Source organism: Pseudomonas sp. PA1(2017) (assembly GCF_001945375.1).
In the GTDB taxonomy this organism is placed as follows: Bacteria; Pseudomonadota; Gammaproteobacteria; order Pseudomonadales; family Pseudomonadaceae; genus Aquipseudomonas.
In genome coordinates this window covers 130,349-150,093 of the sequence record NZ_MSXU01000013.1, presented here as the reverse complement: position 1 = coordinate 150,093, position 19,745 = coordinate 130,349, and the positions used below count along the sequence as shown (strand labels likewise).

15 protein-coding genes and 1 pseudogene are annotated in these 19,745 nt (G+C 64.5%); 2 read left to right on the top strand and 14 right to left on the bottom strand.

The annotated features are described in order from the left end of the window. Nucleotides 1–3: 3 nt before the first annotated feature. Nucleotides 4–642, bottom strand: coding sequence for a uracil phosphoribosyltransferase (upp, locus tag BVH01_RS19005; protein ID WP_075931804.1), 639 nt, complete (start codon nt 640–642; stop codon nt 4–6). A 251-nt stretch (nt 643–893) separates the two neighbouring features. Between upp and BVH01_RS19000 the strand changes: the two genes are divergently transcribed. Then, entirely contained in the window at nt 894–1,451 is a 558-nt protein-coding gene (locus tag BVH01_RS19000) for a hypoxanthine-guanine phosphoribosyltransferase (protein WP_075931803.1), read from the top strand. A 269-nt stretch (nt 1,452–1,720) separates the two neighbouring features. Here the strand turns inward: BVH01_RS19000 and dauA are convergent, their stop codons facing one another. Beyond that, a complete protein-coding gene (gene dauA, locus BVH01_RS18995; RefSeq protein WP_075931802.1) occupies nt 1,721–3,427 on the bottom strand; it encodes a C4-dicarboxylic acid transporter DauA in 1,707 nt (568 codons plus the stop codon). Nucleotides 3,428–3,609: 182 nt separating this feature from the next. Here dauA and BVH01_RS18990 point away from each other — a divergent pair, with 182 nt between their 5' ends. Further along, on the top strand, nt 3,610–3,897 hold the full coding sequence (locus BVH01_RS18990; protein ID WP_075931801.1) for a PA4642 family protein: 288 nt from the start codon (nt 3,610–3,612) through the stop codon (nt 3,895–3,897). 300 nt (nt 3,898–4,197) lie between these two features. On the opposite strand, the gene BVH01_RS18985 is transcribed toward BVH01_RS18990, so the two are convergent. The 12 genes and pseudogenes from BVH01_RS18985 to BVH01_RS18930 all read right to left on the bottom strand — a co-directional run bounded on the left by BVH01_RS18985 (nt 4,198) and on the right by BVH01_RS18930 (nt 19,653). Next, on the bottom strand, nt 4,198–4,500 hold the full coding sequence (locus BVH01_RS18985) for a DUF2845 domain-containing protein (protein ID WP_256562805.1): 303 nt from the start codon (nt 4,498–4,500) through the stop codon (nt 4,198–4,200). Nucleotides 4,501–4,502: 2 nt separating this feature from the next. After that, nucleotides 4,503–4,793, bottom strand: coding sequence for a DUF2845 domain-containing protein (locus tag BVH01_RS18980; RefSeq protein ID WP_075931799.1), 291 nt, complete (start codon nt 4,791–4,793; stop codon nt 4,503–4,505). 5 nt (nt 4,794–4,798) lie between these two features. Continuing rightward, complete coding sequence (locus BVH01_RS18975) at nt 4,799–7,744, bottom strand: DUF748 domain-containing protein (RefSeq protein ID WP_075931798.1); 2,946 nt, start codon at nt 7,742–7,744, stop codon at nt 4,799–4,801. Between the two features lie 80 nt (nt 7,745–7,824). After that, a complete protein-coding gene (locus BVH01_RS18970; protein WP_075931797.1) occupies nt 7,825–8,841 on the bottom strand; it encodes a class I SAM-dependent rRNA methyltransferase in 1,017 nt (338 codons plus the stop codon). Nucleotides 8,842–8,919: 78 nt separating this feature from the next. Beyond that, nucleotides 8,920–9,786, bottom strand: coding sequence for an oxygenase MpaB family protein (locus BVH01_RS18965; protein WP_075931796.1), 867 nt, complete (start codon nt 9,784–9,786; stop codon nt 8,920–8,922). A 78-nt stretch (nt 9,787–9,864) separates the two neighbouring features. Further along, nucleotides 9,865–11,802, bottom strand: coding sequence for an acetate--CoA ligase (gene acs / locus BVH01_RS18960; RefSeq protein ID WP_075931795.1), 1,938 nt, complete (start codon nt 11,800–11,802; stop codon nt 9,865–9,867). 271 nt (nt 11,803–12,073) lie between these two features. Beyond that, nucleotides 12,074–13,737 (bottom strand): annotated as a pseudogene (pgi, locus tag BVH01_RS18955) (glucose-6-phosphate isomerase). A gap of 96 nt (nt 13,738–13,833) precedes the next feature. Continuing rightward, a complete protein-coding gene (gene panC / locus BVH01_RS18950; RefSeq protein ID WP_075931794.1) occupies nt 13,834–14,694 on the bottom strand; it encodes a pantoate--beta-alanine ligase in 861 nt (286 codons plus the stop codon). Continuing rightward, the gene (gene panB, locus BVH01_RS18945; RefSeq protein WP_075931793.1) at nt 14,691–15,491 is read right to left on the bottom strand and encodes a 3-methyl-2-oxobutanoate hydroxymethyltransferase; all 801 of its coding nucleotides are present in this window, start codon (nt 15,489–15,491) and stop codon (nt 14,691–14,693) included. Before panB ends, panC begins: the two co-directional genes overlap by 4 nt. A 209-nt stretch (nt 15,492–15,700) precedes the next feature. Then, nucleotides 15,701–16,183, bottom strand: a complete 483-nt coding sequence (gene folK, locus BVH01_RS18940; RefSeq protein WP_075931792.1) for a 2-amino-4-hydroxy-6-hydroxymethyldihydropteridine diphosphokinase — start codon at nt 16,181–16,183, stop codon at nt 15,701–15,703. Between the two features lie 3 nt (nt 16,184–16,186). After that, a complete protein-coding gene (locus BVH01_RS18935; RefSeq protein ID WP_075931791.1) occupies nt 16,187–17,584 on the bottom strand; it encodes a polynucleotide adenylyltransferase PcnB in 1,398 nt (465 codons plus the stop codon). A gap of 647 nt (nt 17,585–18,231) precedes the next feature. Beyond that, complete coding sequence (locus BVH01_RS18930) at nt 18,232–19,653, bottom strand: sigma-54 dependent transcriptional regulator (protein ID WP_075931790.1); 1,422 nt, start codon at nt 19,651–19,653, stop codon at nt 18,232–18,234. Between the last annotated feature and the right edge of the window lie 92 nt (nt 19,654–19,745).

The following is a 19,745-nucleotide window of genomic DNA, read 5'->3' as shown; positions in this document are numbered from 1 at the left end:
CGATCAGGCGTCCTTCTGCTTGGTGCCGAAGATCTTGTCGCCGGCATCACCCAGCCCCGGGATGATATAGCCGTGCTCGTTGAGGCACTGGTCGATGGACGCGGTGTAGATCTGCACGTCGGGGTGCGCCTCGTTAACCGCCTTGATGCCTTCGGGCGCGGCGACCAGCACCATGGCGCGGATTTCCTTGCAGCCTGCTTTCTTCAGCAGGTCGATGGTGGCGACCATGGAGCTGCCGGTGGCGAGCATCGGGTCGATGATCATCGCCAGGCGCTCGTTGATTTCCGGTACCAGTTTTTCCAGATAGGTGTGCGCCTGCAGGGTTTCCTCGTTGCGGGCCACGCCGACGGCGCTGACCTTGGCGCCCGGAATCAGGCTGAGCACGCCGTCGAGCATACCGATGCCGGCGCGCAGGATCGGCACCACGGTGATCTTCTTGCCGGAGATCTTCTCGACTTGCACGGGGCCGGCCCAGCCTTCGATTTCATAGCTTTCCAGGCGTAGATCCTTGGTCGCCTCATAAGTGAGCAGGGCGCCCACTTCCTGGGCCAGCTCGCGGAAGTTCTTGGTACTGATATCCGCGCGGCGCATGAGGCCGATCTTGTGGCGAATCAGCGGGTGGCGGATCTCGAGGACGGGCATTGCAGGGTCTCCGGCAAAAATGGGCAAAAAACACGCTAGATTAAAGCATTGCGTTGCAATTTGGCGCTGCGGATGTGGAACTTTTTATAATCATCGAGCAACGGTTATGCCACCTGTCGCGTGTCGATGGCGGTGCTTGCGCCTCGTCGGGCGGATGCGTAACGTTGCCGGCTTTTTTCTGACCCGGTGTTCAGCTCCTGCGCCGGGGCCACCCATGCGGCGCCACGCCGGCCCGCCTACGAGGACACGATATGTCTGCCGATCTCGCCCACATCCGCCAGGTCATGGCCGAAGCCGATTGCCTGTACAGCGAAGCCGACGTGGAAGCGGCCATCACCCGCGTCGCCGCCGCCATCAACGCCGATTTGGCCGAGCGCAACCCAGTGGTGTTCTGCGTGATGAACGGCGGGCTGATCTTCTCCGGCAAGCTGTTGACCCAGCTCGACTTTCCCCTGGAAGCCAGCTACCTGCACGCCAGCCGCTACCGCAACCAGACCAGCGGCGGCGAGCTGTTCTGGAAGGCCAAGCCGGAAGTGTCGTTCATCGACCGCGACGTGCTGATCATCGATGACATCCTCGACGAAGGGCACACCCTGGGCGCAATCATCGATTTCTGTCACCACGCCGGTGCCGCCAACGTGCACACTGCGGTGCTGATCGACAAGGATCACGACCGCAAGGCGCGCCCGGACCTGAAAGCCGATTACGTCGGCCTGCCGTGCATCGACCGCTACATCTTCGGTTACGGCATGGACTACAAGGGCTACTGGCGCAACGCCCCGGGCATCTTCGCGGTCAAGGGGCTCTGAGAACCCGCTCACGATCTTTTTGGCGACATGAAGAGACGGCTACAAGGTAATAGCGGCCGCTCAAACCAACCTGTGGGAGCCCCGACCTCGGGGCGAAACGATTGCAGTTTGACTGCCTATCAGGCGGTGCCTGACCAATTCGCCGCGAGGTCGCGGCTCCCACAGTGGATCGGATAACGACCGCTCCCGCCACTTTGCAGGCAAAGCGCTTGAATCGAGCCGAAAGATCGTGAATGGCTTCCAAGCCCCACGGCCAACTGCCACGCGATTCAGGCTTCGCTTGGCCAGCTTTCGCAGATCGCTCGCGCCTGGTGCAGATCACGAGCGTAGCTGAGGCGCCCGTGGGTGCGTTGCAGGCCGGCCCGACGCAGCTTCAGGCGCAATGACGGTGACGCGCCGCTGACGATCAGGGCGATGCCCTGCTTGCGGTACTCGAGCACGGTGCTGTGCAGGGCGGCGAGGGCGGTCATGTCGAGCATCGGCACTGCGCTGACATCCAGAATCACCACGCGGATATGCGGGTCGAGCCGGCGCAGCGCTTCCAGGGTACGCTGCGCCGCGCCAAAGAACAGCGGTCCGCGGATGGCCAGGGCCAGCACGTGCTCGGGCAGGTCGCTCAGGGCCTGATGGCCGTTGCGCGGCAGGCGCCTGGCATCGGTCAGTTCGCTCATGCGCTTGATGAACAGTCCGGCGGCCAGCAGCAGGCCGACGCCCACCGCCAGCACCATGTCGAACAGCACCGTCAGCAGCAGGCAGGTGAGCAGCACCAGCACGTCGCTGCGCGGCGCGATGCGCAGGGTATGGGCTACGTGATGGGCTTCGCTCATGTTCCACGCCACCATCAGCAGCAGAGCGGCCAGCGCTGCCATCGGCAGGTAGCTGAACAGCGGGGCGAGAAACAGGATCGCCGCCAGCACCACGCCGGCATGGATGATCGCGGCCAGTGGTGAGCGGGCGCCGGCCCTCACGTTGGTGGCGCTGCGGGCGATGGCCGCGGTGGCGGTGATGCCGCCGAACAGCGGCGCCATCAGGTTGCCGATACCCTGGCCGAGCAATTCGGCGTTGGGGTCGTGCTTGCTGCCGGTCATGCCATCGGCCACTACTGCGCAAAGCAGTGACTCGATGGCGCCGAGCATGGCGATGGCAAAGGCCGGCGCCAGTAACTGGCGGATCAGTTCGAACGACAGCACCAGTGGCTGGCCATCGGCGCCTGGCAGTTGCCAGGGCCAGGCGAAGCTCGGCAGAAACGGCGGAATGCCCGGGTAACTGATGCCATCGACGCTGTAGCTGAAGCGCTCGCCCAGCGTCGCCACCGGCAAGCCACCGCGCTCCAGTGCCAGGCCCAGTATTGCGCCCACCGTCAGCGCCACCAGGTGCCCGGGCACCCGCGGCACCAGCCGCGGCCACAGCAGCAACACGCCGAGGCAGGCCAGCGCCACCAGGGTATCGCCGGGCTGGATGCCGGGAAGGGCTTGCCAGAGCATCTGAATCTGTTGCACGTAGTGACTCGGCTGCCCAGCCAGTTGCAGGCCGAGCAGATCCTTGAGTTGCAGGGTAGCGATGACGATGCCGATGCCGGCCGTGAAGCCCAGGGTGACCGGGTAAGGCACGAACTCGATCAGCCTTCCGGCTTTGAGCAGGCCCAGGGCGATCAGGATCAAACCGGCCATCACCGTACACAGCAACAGCCCGCCGATACCGAACTGCTGGGTGATCGGCAGCAGAATCACCACGAAAGCCGCCGTGGGGCCGGAAATGTTGAAGCGTGAACCGCCGCACAGGGCGATCAGTGGGGCGGCGACCAGCACCGTGTACAGGCCGTGTTGCGGCGCCACGCCAACGGCGATCGCCAGGGCCATGGCCAGGGGAATGGCGATGATGCCCACCGTGAGGCCGGCGGCCAGGTCGCCGCGCAGGCTGGCCCAGGAATAGCCACTACGCAGGCTCTGGCGGCAGGCGGCGAACAGGGTGGGCATGGCGGCGCTTCCTGGAAGGAATGCCGCCAGTATAGAGCGACGATTGGAGCCTGGGTGTTGACTTAGGTCGCGTACCGCTTGCACGGGGTGGATGCTACAGGCGCCGGCTGCGCCCTTCGTTGAGTGCGTGCAGCGCCGGAGTTACACTGCCGGCCCCGTGAAGTGGTTAGCTGGAGTGAGCGATGCGCAAAGACAAGAAGCAGGTGATTGGCGACGACATCAGCGATGAGCAGATCAAACTGTTTCTCGCCGTGGAACCGGCCGATGCCACGCCGCCGTCGCTGCACAAACTGGTGAAAGCCTACCGCGGCCTGCGTGATCACGACTTCGAGCGTTTCCTGGGTTTCTTCATCGAGGCCGGTTATGACCTCGAGGCCAAGGACGCCGACGGCAACGACTTCGTCGCCCTGATTCAGGATCAGCGCAATGCCGAGGCCTATATCGCGGCAGTCAACGCTGCTCGCGGTTAAGAACCTGATCAGGATCTTCTCAGGCGATATGAAACAGGCTGCTATAAGGCAGGAGCAGACACTCAAACCAACCTGTGGGAGCCCCGACCTCGGGGCGAAACGATTGCAGCCTGACTGCCTATTTCGGCGGTGCCTGAGCGATTCGCCGCGAGGTCGCGGCACACAATGGATCGGATAACGGCCGCTCCCGCCACGCTTAGCTGCCAAAATCGACGAACCTGGGCTCAAGGACTTTGAACCGGTTCCAGGAATTCTCCGGCGGCGACCTCCTGTCATCGCCTCGCTGATCAGAACAGCAGACTAATCGCCGCGCTTGCTGTCGATCCGCTGCAGGCGATTGCCTTCGAAGCGCAGGAAGTAGCTCATGCCGTTGCGTGGGCCGTAGTTCCATTCCTCGACCTGCACTTCATGGGTGAAGCCGTAGCGGTCGGTCTGGTCTTTGTAGCCGACGAAGTCGCGGTTGTTCGGCTCGCCGCATTTGGCCTGTACTTCGGCGGTGGTATCGCCAGTGCTGGCGATCGCGCTGCCGCAGCGCCAGGTCGCGGCATTGGCGGTGCCAGCCAGCAGCACCAGCAGGGCGCAGGAAATCAGTGTCTTGATCATGGTCATTGCCGGCGCTTGCGCTCGATGCGCGTTAGCCGATTGCCCTCGAAAGTCAGGATGGTGAACATGCCGTTGCTGGGCTCGTAAGCCCATTCCTCGATACTGGTTTCGCGCCGGTTGTAAGGGCCGACCGTGTAGCCGACGGGGTCGCGGAACGCTGGCTCGCCGCATTTCTGCATCACTTCGAAGGTGCGATCACCAAGGTTCACCAGCTTGCTGCCGCAGCGCAACGTGTCGGCTTGGCTTAGCAGCGGGCTGGCGCAAAGCGCCAGCAACAGGCCCAGTCGTTTCATGCTTATCACTCGCTGCCCAAGTGTAGGGGAGTGGCCACGCGGCCATCGGGTTCGGCCTGGCCGAGGTTGACGTCGAGTAGATAGATGCGCTCGTCCGCCAGTTTGTCGTGGTCCACCAGATAATCCTTGATCGCCGCCGCGCGCTGCTGCGCCAGTAGGCGCTGCAGGCCGCGGCTGTCGCTCCAGGAGGCGAGCACCGCCGCGTGCAGTTTGGCGGTGCGCTCCTCATCGTCCAGTGTGGCCCATTCGGCCGGTGGCTGCTGCTTGAGACGCGCGCGATAGATGCCTTCGAGCAGCGGGGCTTTTTCGTCATCCGGCACCACCAGCGCCTCGGCGTTGGCTGGCACCTGGTCACCGCGGCGCTGCATGATGCGGTACAGGTAGTTCTGATACTCGCGCTCCAACCGCCGTTCGGCGAGCAGCGGGCCATCGCTGCTCTGGGCGGCGGCGCCTTCGATTTCCAGGCGCAGGGCCGGGCGCTCCCGCAGGGCGCTGGCCAGGGTGTCCAGGGCTTGGCGCGCCTGGCCGTCCAGCTCGGCGCTACCGGGGGCGAACAGCACGGTACTCAGGTCCATGTCGCTGCCGCCGCTGACCAGCCCGCCAATGAACTTGAACGGCGCCTGGGCGGTGCGCAGCACCAGGTTGCGCAGGGTCTGCCAGACGATCGGCATGACGCTGAACTGCGGGTCGTTGAGGTTGCCCTGCAGCGGCAGTTCCAGGGAGATGCGCCCCTGGGTATCCTTGAGCAGGGCCACGGCCAGGCGGATCGGCAGGTCGACGGCGTCTGGGCTGTCGACCTTCTCGCCCAGCTGCAATTGCTCGACCAGCACCTTGTTCTCGGCGTTGAGCTTGCCGTCGTTGATGCGGTAGTGCAGATCCAGGTTCAGGCGGCCCTTGCGGATGCGGTAGCCGGCGAATTTGCCGGAGTAGGGCGTCAGAGTGGTCAGCTCGACCTGGCGGAACTGGGTGGCGATGTCCAGGCTTTGCAGCGGGTCGAACGGCGTCAGGCTGCCCTTGATGCTGACCGGCGCGTAGCGATCCACCTTGCCGGTGATGTTCACCGGTGCGGCCTTGTTGGCGGTGCTGTCTAGGGTGCCGATGCGGCCGTTGAGCTGCTGCACGGCGGTGGCGAAGTTGGGCCGGAGGCTGAAATCGGCGAAGTTGGCCGAGCCATCTTTCAGGCTGACCTCGCCAATGCGGATCGCCAGTGGCTTGTCCGCAGAGGCATCTGCAGACGCCTTCGCCTGCGAGGCATTGCCGGCTGGTTGCTTGATGATCAGTTCGTTGACGTTGGTGGTCAGGTCTTCGTTGATGATGAAGCGCGCGTAGGGCTGTTCCAGGTCCACCCGCTCGATGTCCAGGCGCTCGCCATGGCGGTAGTCGATGCCACCCAGATCCAGCTGCTTCCAGCGCAGCAGGTCGCGTTCCTTGAGGGTGTCGAGAGTATGCAGCTGGGTCACTTGCGCCTTGCCCTGTACGCGCAGCGCCAGTGGTTCGGTGCCGGTGAGGGCGACGTCGAGGTCGCTGCTCAACAGGCCGCTGCGCAGCTCCAGGTGCACGAAGGGGCTGATATAAGCCTGGGCCGTGCGCATGTCGATATTGCGGGTGGCGACCTTCAGGCTGGCGGTAGTCGGGCTCAGTTGCACCTGGCCCTCGGCCTGCAGCTTGCCCTGTTTGCCGACCCCGGTATCCAGTTTGAGCGTGAAGGGCGAGGTGCCCAGGCTGTCGAAGTTCTGCATGTCCAGATCGAGCGGGCCAAGTTCGACGGCCACTTCCTCGTCCGGCACGCGGTCCACCAGGTGAGCGTGGTAGTCGCGCAGTTGCACGTCCTTGACCTGCACCTGCCAGGGCTTGGCCGGCTGCTTGGTGGCCGGCTGGGCTTGGCTGTCGCTTTCGCCGGCACTCGGTCGTTTGCCGTCGTCCGTTGGTGCCTGCGCTGGCGCTGGCCGTGGCTCGCCGGCGAACAGCTTCTGCCAGTCCAGCTCGCCATCCTTTTCACGACTCGCCCAGGCTTCCAGCGTTTGCCCGCGAACCTTGCCGATGACCACCTGCTGCTTGGCCAGATCCAGCGAGGTTTCGCTGACCTCCAGCGATTGCAGCTTGACCAGTGGCTTGCCGTCCGGCGTTTTCATGGCGAACGGTGCGGCTTTGATGCGTGCGTTGCTGAGGGTCAGCTCGGTGCCCTTGCGCAGGTCCAGCCGATAGTCGGTGCTGAGGTTGACCACGCCCTGTTCGAGCACCAGCGGCACGGCATTGCGTACGTACGGCCAGAATGCCTGTATCGGCTCGTCGGTGATCTTCAGGGTGCCGCTGGAGCTGAACGGGCTGAGGCTCAGCTCGCCGCTCCAGTCGATGCGCCCGCCAGCCGGGCCGGTGGCCACGAGGGTCATGTCGGCGTTGTCGTCGGGCAGGGTGCTGAGGTTGTGCAGCTCGAGGTTCAGGTCGTCGTAGTGGATGTCGATCGCATCCTGCGGGCGCAGGTCCTGAAAGCGCAGGTTGCCGCCCAGCAGTTCGATACGGTCGATGCGCAGCGGGAACGGCTCGCTCGGCTCATCGGGCTTGGGCTCGCTGGGCGGCAGCTTGAACAACTGCGCCAGGTTGAGGGTGCCGTCCTTGTCGAAGCGCACCTCGGTGTGCGGCTTGACCAGGCTGACGTTCGCCAGGTGCAGGGCGCCGCTCCACAGGCTGTCCAGCTGCAGGTCGACCGCCAGGTGTTCGAAGGCCACCTGTTCCTTGCCGGGCTCACCCAGGTGCAGGCCCCACAATTTGAGTTCCAGGGTGAAGGGGTTGAGCTGCAGGCGATCCAGCCGCGCCGGCTGGGTGGCATAGTTCTCCAGTTGCTGATTGGCGATGCGCAGGGCAACACCGGGCAGGATCAGGAAGCCGATCAGGCTATACAGCCCCACGGCGATCAACAGGGCAGTGGCGGCGCGGCGCAATCCTTTGGGCATGGTTTCGCTTCATCTTCCTGGCGGGAGTGCCTTGGATTATGGCATGGAGCCTAGGTTCCGCGGGAAGGGGGGCGGGCCTGTCAGAAATGCAGAACCAGGGTCTTTAGCGGAGGATTGCCATCGTTAGAGGGAAAGTCTGCCGCTGGCGGCAGCTGCTCGTGCTCGCGCACCGGGCGGCCTAGCTTGCTGGCGCAGCGAAGCACCTGTTCGCGCCAATCGTCCATGGGCACTTTCGCCAGGTTGTTGCAGCACACCAGGGTACCGTCCTCGGCCGTGGCGAGAATCGCGGGCTTGAGCAGGCTCTGGTAATCGCGCAGCAGGTCGACGGTGCCGAAGGCGCTCTTGGCCCAGGCGGGCGGGTCGAGAAACACCAGGTCGAACTGGCGTTGTTCCAGGCGCGGGTAGCTCGGCAGCTTCTGGCCACGGCGCGCGGCGATGGGCAGCCCGGCCCACTGCCGGATCGCCGGGAAGTAATCCGATTGCACGAACTGCATGGCCGGCAGAGCCGGGTTGAGCGCGCCATTTTCGCGGCCGACCGCCAGGTTGCCTTCGGCGAAGTCGAGGTTCACCACGTCGCGCGCACCGCCTGCGGCGGCATTCAGGCCTACGCCACAGGTGTAGGCGAACAGGTTGAGCACGCTCTTGCCCGCGCTGTGGCGCTGCACCCAGCCACGGGCGTTGCGCAGGTCGAGAAACAACAGTGGGTCCTGCCCGGCGTGGCGGCCGCGCACCCGGTAGTTGAGGCCCCATTCCTGGCCGACCAGGTCGACCAGCGCCGCGTCTTCGGCGACGTAGACCGGGTCACTGCGGTCGACGCGCGAGTTGCCCTTGGAGCGGTCGTTGTAGACCAGCGCCGTCTGCAGTCCAAGGAATTCGTCGACGAGCGCGTGCAGGGCCAGCAACTCGTCGCGGCCGAGCGTCTGGTGAAAGCTCTGCACCATCAGTTGCGGGCCATAGCGGTCGACGGTCAGGCCGCCGGCGCCTTCCTGGCTGCCGTGGAATAGTCGATAGCAATCGGTGCCCTGGGTGTGCAGGTCGTGGAGCAGGTTTTCGCGGGCAGCGAGGGCGGCGCGCAGCGCCTGGTCAAGAGAAGGCACGCGCGGTGTCTCGGAAAAGGGAGGGCCGGCAGTTTAGCAAAAAAGCGCCGGCTGCCGGATCACGGTCGATGCCTGAGGTCAGGGTGCTACGCGCCGGGCGGCCCGCTGCGCCGCGCTGTTGACCACCGCCCAGCGCAGCAGCTTGGCGGTGCGTCTGACGCTGGCGCGGATCACCGGGCGGCGCCAGGCAGCCTGGTGTTCGCCGAGCAGCTCGCTGGCCCAGTCCGGCAGCAGGTCGACGCCGGCCTGCATCATCAGGCTGCCAAAGGGCTTGGCCAGAATGTTGGGCACCGGCGCGGCATACAGCAGCCGAACCACTTCGCGAGTGCGCTCATCGCACAGCAGCTGCGGGCGCATGCGCTGCAGATAATCGTCGATGTCCTGGCTGGACTTGGGTACGTTCTGGGCGCCCAGGCGTTCGGCGATCAGCGCCACCTCGCGGTAGTAGCGATTCTGCTCGGCGACCGGCAGCTGCGGGTCCACATAGCGCAGGTAGCCGGCCAGAAACTGGCTGACTTCGGAAACGTGCACCCAGGTCAGCAGATCGGGATCGTACGCGGCATAGGGCCGACCGTCCGGCGCCTGGCCAACCACCTGCAGGTGGATGCGCCGCACCTTGTCGATCAGTTGCTCGGCGTCGTGCCGGCCGCCGTAGGTGGTGCCGGCAACGAACAGGCTGGTGCGGCGCAGCCGGCCGATCATGTCCTGGCGGAAGGTGGAGTGGTCCCACACACCGGCCAGGGCCAGCGGGTGGAGCATCTGCAGGAGCAGGGCGGAGATGCCGCCAACCATCATCGAAGTGAAGTCGGCGTGGACCTTCCAGACCATCGATTCGGGGCCGAACAGACCGGCATCGAAGCGCGGCTGATCGAGGTCGAGCACGCCCAAGGACGCGCCGGTAAGGCTGTGCACCTGTTTTTCGATCTGACGACGTAGGCTTTCCATGCCGCGCAGTTTCGGCGCTTGCCCGGCCCAAGGCAAGAGACCCCATGGCCCCGTCTGTGTGGGGCCATGGGGCAGGCGTCAGCTGTTGAGGCGCTGCTCGATCAGGCTGTCGACCACCGCCGGATCGGCCAGGGTCGAGGTGTCGCCCAGGGTGTCCAGCTCGTTGCAGGCGATCTTGCGCAAGATGCGGCGCATGATCTTGCCCGAGCGGGTCTTCGGCAGGCCCGGCGCCCACTGGATCAGCTCCGGCTTGGCGAAGCTGCCGATTTCCTTGCCGACCAGGCTGAGCAAGTCTTTCTTCAGTTCATCGCTCGGCTCCACGCCGTTCATGGTGGTGACGAAGGCGTAGATGCCCTGGCCTTTGACGTCATGGGGGTAACCGACCACGGCGGCCTCGGCCACGGCGTCGTGCAGCACCAGGGCGCTTTCCACCTCGGCGGTACCGATGCGGTGGCCGGAGACGTTGATCACATCGTCGATGCGCCCGGTTATCCACCAGTAGCCATCCTCGTCGCGGCGCGCGCCGTCACCGCTGAAGTAGTAGCCGGGGTAGGCGGTGAAGTAGGTTTCCAGCATGCGCTGGTGGTCGCCGTACACGCTGCGGATCTGGCTCGGCCAGCTGGCCTTGATCGCCAGCACGCCGGCGCCCGGGCCGTCGATCTCCTTGCCCTGTTCGTCGAGCAATACCGGCTGCACGCCGAAGAACGGCCGCGTCGCCGAGCCCGGCTTGAGATCGGTGGCACCGGGCAGCGGGGTGATCATGATGGCGCCGGTTTCGGTCTGCCACCAGGTGTCGACGATGGGGCAGCGCTGTTCGCCGACCACCTTGAAGTACCACTCCCAGGCCTCCGGGTTGATTGGCTCGCCGACGCTGCCGAGCAGGCGCAGGCTGCTGCGCGAGGTTTTCTTCACTGGCGCTTCGCCTTCACGCATCAGTGCGCGCAGGGCGGTCGGCGCGGTGTAGAAAATGTTCACCTGATGCTTGTCGATCACCTGCCAGAAGCGCGAGGTATCCGGGTAGTTGGGCACACCCTCGAAGATCAGGCTGGTGGCGCCGTTGGCCAGCGGGCCGTAGACGATGTAGCTGTGCCCGGTGACCCAGCCGACATCGGCAGTGCACCAGTAGATGTCACCGTCGTGGTAGTCGAACACGTACTTGTGGGTCATCGCTGCCTGCAACAGGTAGCCGGCGGTACTGTGCAGCACGCCCTTGGGTTTGCCGGTGCTGCCCGAGGTGTAGAGGATGAACAGCGGATCCTCGGCGTCCATCGGCTCGGCGGGGCAGTCGGCGTCTACCTGCTGCACGGCCTCGCCGTACCAGAGGTCGCGCTTTTCATCCCAGCCGACTGCGTTTCCGGTGCGCTTCACCACCAGCACGGTGGACACGTTGGGGCAGCTCGCCATGGCCTTGTCGACGTTGCTCTTGAGCGGGATCAGCTTGCCGCCGCGTACCGCTTCATCGGCGGTGATCACCGTACGGCAGTCGGCGTCGAGAATGCGGTCGCGCAGAGCGTCCGGCGAGAAGCCGCCGAATACCACCGAATGCACGGCGCCGATGCGCGTGCAGGCGAGCATGGCGTAGGCCGCTTCAGGCACCATCGGCATGTAGATGCACACCCGGTCGCCTTTCTTGACGCCGCGCTTCTTGAGCACGTTGGCCAGGCGGCAGACCTGCTCGTGCAGCTGCTTGTAGGTGATGGAGGCCGAATCCTTCGGATCGTCGCCTTCCCAGATCAGCGCGACCTGATCGCCGCGCTTGGCCAGGTGGCGGTCGATGCAGTTGTGGCTGATGTTCAGCTGGCCGCCGGAAAACCAGCGGATGTCACCCTTGCTCAGGCTGCCACTGCAGACTTCGTTCCAGGGTTTGAACCAGTCGAGAAAAGCCTTGGCCTGCTCACCCCAGAAGGTCTGCGGGTCGTCGACCGACTGGCGGTAGAGGCGTTGGTAGGCGGCGTCGTCGAGGTGCGTACGCTGGCGGGCGGTGTCGCTGACGGGGTAGCGGTGAGGGAGAGACATGGCGGGTACCCTTTGTTGTTATATCCGCATGGGCGCCTCTAAAAACTACCTGCGTTGTCAGCGCGGCGTTAAAAACAGGCTCGGATGCGAGTCCAATCAAAATGCTCATGTACAGCTCGTACACTCCGCTTTTTCGCCTGTTTTTGCCTTGCGCTGACTGCCTCGCCAACGTTTTTAGAGACACCCAATCGACACTAAGGGTAGCAGCCAAGTTTTAGGGCGAGGGCGCAACGCATTGCAGGCGCCCGTCGCCGGGCGCCTGCAATCCTGGTCAACCGCGGTGGCGCCCGCGGAAGTAGTTGATCAGGCCCTGGGTCGAGCCGTCTTCCGCGGCGCTCGGCTCGCTACCGACCATGCGCGAGTAGACGCCCTTGCCGAGTTCCTTGCCGAGTTCCACACCCCACTGGTCGAAGGCGTTGATGCCCCAGATGGCGCTCTGGGCGAACACCTTGTGCTCATACAGCGCCACCAGTGCGCCGAGGCGGCGCGGGCTGATGCGCTCCAGCACCAGGGTGTTGCTCGGCCGGTTGCCGGGAATCACCTTGTGCGGCGCCAGGCGCTGCACGTCGTCCTCGCCCATGCCCTTGGCGCGTAGCTCGGCTTGCGCTTCCTCGCGGGACTTGCCGAGCATCAGTGCCTGGCTCTGCGACAGGCAATTGGCGTACAGCCACTGGTGGTGATCGGCGACCGGGTTGAAGCTGACCACCGGCACGATGAAATCCGCCGGGATCAGCTGGGTGCCCTGGTGCAGCAACTGATGATAGGCGTGCTGGCCGTTACAGCCCACGCCGCCCCAGATCACCGGGCCGGTGGCGCCGCTGACCGGGCTGCCGTCCTGGCGCACGCTCTTGCCGTTGGATTCCATGTCCAGCTGCTGCAGGTGCTTGGTGATGTTGCGCAGATAATGGTCGTACGGCAGGATCGCCTGGCTTTGAGCGTCCCAGAAATTGCCGTACCAGATGCCCAGCAAGGCCATCAGCACCGGCATGTTCTGCTCGAACGGCGCGGTCTTGAAGTGCATGTCCATGCTGTAGGCGCCGGCCAGCAGCTCTTTGAAGTTGGACATGCCGATGGACAGGGCGATCGGCAAGCCGATGGCCGACCACAGCGAATAACGCCCGCCGACCCAGTCCCACATCGGGAAGATGTTTTCCTCACGGATGCCGAAACTCACCGCCGCCTCGCGGTTGCTCGACACGGCGATGAAGTGCCGGTACAGCTCAGCTTCCGAACCGCCCTGGGCCAGGTACCAGCCGCGCGCGGCCTGGGCATTCTTGAGGGTTTCCAGGGGACGAAGGATTTCGACGAAACGATGAACAGGGTGGTTTCGGCCTGCAACTTGGCCGACAGCTCATGGAATTCGCTACCGTCGATATTGGCCAGGTAATGGCAGCGCACGCCGCGCTGGGCGAACGGCAGCAGCGCCTCGGAGACCAGCTGTGGGCCGAGGAAGGAGCCGCCGATGCCGATATTCACCACGTCGGTGATCGGTTTTTCGGTGAAACCGCGCCACAGGCCGCTGTGAATGCGCCCGACCAGTTCGGTCATCTGCTGCAGTACGCGCTGCACCTGGGGCATCACGTCCACACCATCGACCAGCACCTTGTCGCCCAATGGCCGGCGCAGTGCGGTGTGCAGCGCGGGGCGGCCTTCCGAGGCGTTGAGTTTCTCGCCGTCGAACATGGCGCGGATCGACTGCTCCAGGCCGACTTCACGGGCCAGGGCCATCAGCAGGGCGATGGTCTCGTCGCTGGCGAGGTTTTTCGAATAGTCGAGAAACAGCCCGCAACTGCTCAGCGAGAACTGCTCGAAACGCCGCGCATTGCCAGCGAAGGCATCGCGCATGCTGAAGTGCTGCATGGCCTGGCGGTGCTGTTGCAGCGCCTGCCAGGTGGGAAGAGCGAGAACATCGAGCGGCTGACGGTGGTACGCCATGGGGCTTCCTTGTTGAGGCTTCGGTTGGCGGTGATTCAGGCATTAAAAAGCCCGGCAGATCGTCCGGGCTTTTCAGTGTACGCGTGCAGAGGGATTTCAGTAGCCCTGATCCAAGGTGAAACTCAGGTTGTCGATCAGCCGGGTGTTACCCAGGTAGGCCGCCACCAGCACCACCAGCTCGCGGTCGCCAGGGCTGACCGCGCGCAGGCTCTGGGCTTCGCGCACTTCCAGGTAATCGGCGCGCAGGCCTGCAGCGGCGTGCTGACGCTGGGCGTCGGCAAGCAGTTCGGGTAGCTCGCGCTCGCCGCCCTGGATGGCCCCGGCGATGTGCTTGAGCGAGCGATAGAGCACGCTGGCGACATCGCGCTGCTCGTCGCTGAGGTAGCCGTTGCGCGAGGAAAGCGCCAGGCCGCTTTCGGCGCGTACCGTCGGCTCGCCGATGATCTGGATCGGCATGTTCAGGTCGCGCACCATCGTGCGGATCACCGCCAGTTGCTGGAAGTCTTTCTGGCCGAACACCGCCAGATCCGGCTGCACCATATTGAACAGCTTGGTGACCACCGTGGCCACGCCTTCGAAGTGCCCCGGGCGACTGGCGCCGCACAGGCCTTCGGAAACGCCGGGCACGCTGACGCGCGTCTGCTCGCCCATGCCGCCGGGGTACATCTCCTCGACGTCAGGATGAAACAGCAGGTGGCAGCCTGCGTCGATCAGGCGCTGCTGGTCGGCCTGCAGGGTGCGCGGGTACTTGTCGAGATCCTCGGCCGGGCCGAACTGCATCGGGTTGACGAAGATGCTGGCGACCACGAAATCGGCGCGCTGGGCGGCTTTTTCCACCAGGGCGGCGTGGCCGGCGTGCAGGTTGCCCATGGTCGGCACCAGGCCGATCTGCTTGCCTTCCTGGCGGGCCTGGGCCACGGCGGCGCGCAGCTCGCGCACGGTCTTGACGGTGTTCATGCGGAGAATCCGTGCTCGGCAGCCGGGAAGCTGACCGCCTTGACCTCGTTGACGTAGGCGGCGAGGGCGTCCTGGATGCTCGCTTGGCCGTTCATGAAGTTCTTCACGAACTTGGCCACCCGGCCGCTCAGTGAAAGACCGAGCATGTCGTGCAGCACCAGTACCTGGCCGTCGGTTTGCGGGCCGGCGCCGATGCCGATCACCGGCACCTTGACCGCACGACTGATCTCGCCAGCCAGGTCGCTCGGCACGCATTCGAGCAGCAGCATGGCGGCGCCGGCCTGCTCCAGGGCGATGGCATCGGCGACCATCTGGCGTGCCTGGTTGTGCTCACGGCCCTGCACCTTGTAGCCACCAAGGATGTTCACCGCCTGGGGGGTCAGGCCCATGTGCGCGCACACCGGCACGCCACGTTCAGCCAGTTTGGTGATCGACTCGGCCAGCCACGCGGCGCCTTCGACCTTGACCATGTGAGCGCCGGCCTGCATCAGCAGGCCCGAGTTGTGCAGGGTCTGTTCCAGGGTGGCGTTGGCCATGAATGGCAGGTCGGCGACGATCAGTGCACCGGCGTTGCCGCGCTTGACGCTGGCCGTGTGGTAGACGCAATCGGCCATGCTCACCGGCAGGGTGCTGTCGTGCCCTTGCAGCACCATGCCCAGCGAATCACCGACCAGCAGCACTTCGACGCCGGCCTTGCAGCAGGCATCGGCGAAGGTGGCGTCGTAACAGGTCAGCATGGTGATTTTCTCACCCTTTTGCTTGAGCGCTCGAAGGGTGGTCAGGGTTACATCAGGCATGAAGGTATCCTCACTCGGAACCTGTGCGGGCCTGTTCGGGCAGGCTCTCGTGGAGCAGGTTCACGTTGGCATCGAAGGGGCAGCGACGCTGCTTCAATGTGGCCCCAACAGGGGCGATGGGTGGCTATAGTCCCGATGGCAGGGGCGCAAGTCAATCGAATGTGTTACCGCGCTGTTACGCCGTTACCGCTGGCCGGGTGCTCGGCGTATCAGGGCAGCAGGCGCTCCAGGCCCTCGAATGGACAGGCTGCCAGTAGCTCGCTCAGCGGGCGGCCGTCGGGCAACTGCAAGTCTTCGCTGGCGATCTCCGCCAGGGGATAGAGCACGAACGCGCGGGCATGCATGTGGTAGTGCGGCACGCGCAGACGCGGCTCGTCGATCAGCCTTTGGCCGAACAGCACGATGTCCAGATCCAGGGTGCGCGGCCCCCAGCGCTCGCCGCGTTCACGGCCCTGATCCAGCTCGATGGCCTGTAGCGCGTCGAGTAGCTGCAGCGGTTGCAACCCGGTATCCAGCGCCGCGACGGCATTGGTGTAACGGGGCTGGCCGGGCAACAGCGAGTCGCTGGCGTAGAAAGAGGACGTTGCGGCCAGGCGCGTGTGCGGCAACTGCTCGAGTGCCACCAGTGCCTGGCGCAGTTGTTCGGCGGGGTCGGCCAGGTTGCTGCCCAGGCCGATATAGACGCGTTCCATCACTTACTCGCTGGCGCCGCCGTTCTGAGGTGCGCGCTTGCGCTTGGCGCCACTGCTGCGACGACGTTTGCGCGGCGCGCTGCCGGGCTCGTCCTTGCTGGACAGGTTGCGGATCATCACCCGGCGGTCGCTGTCACTGGCGTCCTGATACTCGGTCCACCAGTCGCCCAGGCCGCCGGTTTCCTCGCCGGCGCTTTCGCGCAGCAGCAGGAAGTCGTAACCGGCTCGAAAGCGCGGGTTTTCCAGCAGCAGGTCGGCGCGCTTGCCGCTGCGCCGTGGCAGGCGTTCCTGCATGTCCCAGATCTCGCGGATAGGCAACGTGAAACGTTTCGGTACGGCAATGCGCTGGCACTGCTCGGCGATCAGCTCGTGGGCGGCTTCCTGCATGGCCGGGATGGCCGGCATGCCACGCTCCTGCAGGCGGATCACCCGCGCAGGTAGAGCGGGCCAGAGCAGGGCAGCGAACAGGAAGGCCGGAGTCACCGGCTTGCCCTGATGGATGCGCAGGTCGGTGTTGTCCAGAGCGTTGCGAATCAGCGTGTCGGTGTATTCCGGGTTCTGGCGCAGCGCCGCGGCACTGGCCGGGAACAGTTGGCCGAACAGGCCGTAATCGACCAGCAGATCGTAGGTGTAGATGGCGTAGCCGCTGAGGAACAGCTTGAGCACTTCATCGAACAGACGCGCGGCCGGGATGCCACCCAGCAGGTGCGCCAGGTCGTGGATCGGGTCGGCGCTGTGCTTCTCGATGTCGAAGTCCAGCTTGGCGGCGAAACGCACGGCGCGCAGCATGCGCACCGGGTCTTCCTGATAGCGCTGGGTCGGGTTGCCGATCAGCCGCACCAGATTGTTACGGATGTCGTGCATGCCGTTGGCGTAGTCGAGAATCCGCTCGGAAACCGGATCGTAGTAAAGCGCATTGATGGTGAAGTCGCGGCGCTGGGCGTCGTCTTCCAGGGTGCCGTACACGTTGTCGCGCAGGATGCGGCCGCTCTCGTTGCGCGAGGACTGGTTGCTGTTTTCCGGCTCGTCGCCTTCCGGGTGGTTGGCGCGGAAGGTGGCGGTTTCGATGATCTCGCGGCCGAAGTGCACATGCACCAGCTTGAAGCGGCGACCGATCACCCGGGCATTGCGGAACTCGGCCCGCACCTGCTCCGGCGTGGCGCTGGTGGCGACGTCGAAATCCTTGGGCTCGATGCCCAGCAGCAGGTCGCGCACGCAGCCGCCAACCAGATAAGCCTCGTAGCCGGCGTTCTGCAGGCGCTCGACCACGCTGATGGCGTGACGGCTGATCTGCCCGCGCTGGATCGGGTGCTGGTTGGTGTTCAGCACGTGCGGTGTGCTGTGAGGCTGGTGCGCACGGCGCAGCGGCGAGCGAAAGGACTTGAACAGCTTTTTCAGCATGGAGGGCACTGTATGACGAATTGAGCGGCCAGAATAAAGGAAAGGCGCAGAAATAGCGCGGATTCTAGCATCAGGTGGCTCAGAGGCGTAAGCAGGGTGGCGGGGCAGGCCGGGGCGGGAAACGACAAGGGGAGCCGAAGCTCCCCTCAAGTAGTGCGTTACGTCGTTCTTGTTATGCAGGCTGTTGTTCTTGTTGGGGTGCCTGTTCCGGATCGAGTCCGGAGTACCTCCCGAGTGGGAGCAAGAGCGAACGGATTATTTTGGATGCTGACGCTACCTCAGGCCCGAGACCTCACCCAGGGGTGATGCCCGTCGACATTTATTGTTGTTATCTGTCTGGCTGTGGAGCCGAGAGGCGATCCTCTCCAAAATAATCAGTTAGCTGCGCCTTCTGCGATCTTGTTCTTATTGTGCTGAAGTCGTTACGTCTTATTTTTATTATCGTGGGTCATGCTTGTTATTGTTGTTGTGCCAGAGATAAAGCATTCAGCGTGCCAGTTTTTATTTTTCCTTTAAAATCAATATCTTAAGATTTTTGTCATTTCCCCGGGCAGAAAAAAGCCGGGATTCCGTTACCGTAAACCCCGGCTTTGTTACGTGTTGTCATGATCGGCGGTAACACCCACTCTAGAGCGCCGCGCGGTGCTCTATTCGCTGGCGGCGCCCGATTTGCGGCGCGGAATGCCCAGGCGCTGACGGCGTTCCCACAGGCATTTGCGGCTGATGCCCAGCTTGCGGGCCAGCTCGGTCTCGGTCATATGGTCCTGATGCTCGAGTACGAAGTGCTGGAAGTAGTCTTCCAGTGACAGGTCTTCGCTGGGGTCCTGGCTGGTCGCATTCACTGCGGCGCTCTGCGTTGCCAGGCCCATGAACACGTCTTCGTCCAGATCCTCCAGCTCGATGTCGATACCTAGCAGGTCGGCGTTGATGGTGCTGCCGTCGCAGAGGATCACCGAACGCTCGATGGCGTTCTCCAGTTCACGCACGTTACCTGGCCAGCTGTAATGATGGATGGCCTGCTCGGCGTCCGGGCCGAAGTGCAGGTCGGTGCGGCCCATGCGTGCCGACTGGCGGGCCAGGAAGGCGCGGGCGATCTCCAGCACGTCGGCGCCGCGCTCGCGCAACGGCGGCAGCTTCAGGGCGATGACGTGCAGGCGGTAGTAAAGGTCTTCACGGAACTGGCCGGTCTTCGAAAGGGTTTTCAGGTCACGGTGGGTCGCGGCGATCAGGCGCACATCGACCTTTTGCGATTGCACCGAGCCGACCCGGCGGATCTCACCCTCCTGCAGCACGCGCAGCAGGCGCGCCTGGGCTTCCAGGGGCAGCTCGCCGATTTCGTCGAGAAACAGGGTGCCGCCGTCGGCCGCTTCCACCAGGCCGGCGCGGCTGGCGCTGGCCCCAGTGAAGGCGCCTTTCTCGTGGCCGAATAGCTCGGACTCGATCAGGGTTTCCGGAATTGCCGCACAGTTGACCGAAATCAGCGGCGCCTTGGCACGCTTGGACAGGTTGTGCAGGGCGCGGGCGACCAGCTCCTTGCCGGTGCCGGACTCGCCCTGCACCAGCACGTTGGAGTCGGTGGGCGCCACTTTGCGGATCTTGCTGTACAGCTCCAGCATGGCCGGGCTGGAGCCGATGATGCCGATCTCTCCGGTGGCCGCCTTGTCGCCCTTGTCAGCGCTGCGTGCCGCGGCAGGTGCGCCGGCGGCCTGGCTGCGCGCTTCGCGATCACGCAGGATGCGCGCTACGGCCTGGAGCATTTCGTCGTGGTCGAAGGGCTTGGCGATGTAGTCGACGGCGCCCATTTTCATCGAGTCGACCGCCGAGCGCAGGCTCGCATAGCTGGTCATGATCAGCACCGGCGCGCCCTGGGCCAGCTTGATCAGTTCGGTGCCCGGTGCGCCAGGCAGGCGCAGGTCACTGACCACCAGATCGAAGCCGGGAATATCGAAACGTTCCTGGGCTTCCTGTACCGAACCGGCTTCGCTGACCTGGTACTGGTTGCGTTCGAGTAGGCGACGCAGGGCGGAGCGGATGATGGTTTCGTCTTCGACGATCAGGATATGAGGCATTTAAACGAATTCTCTCGACGGTCTCGGAACCTGCTTCCCGGTGCTGCGGCCAAGATGGGCCACGCGCATCCCCGGGAATGCGGTTCTTCGGA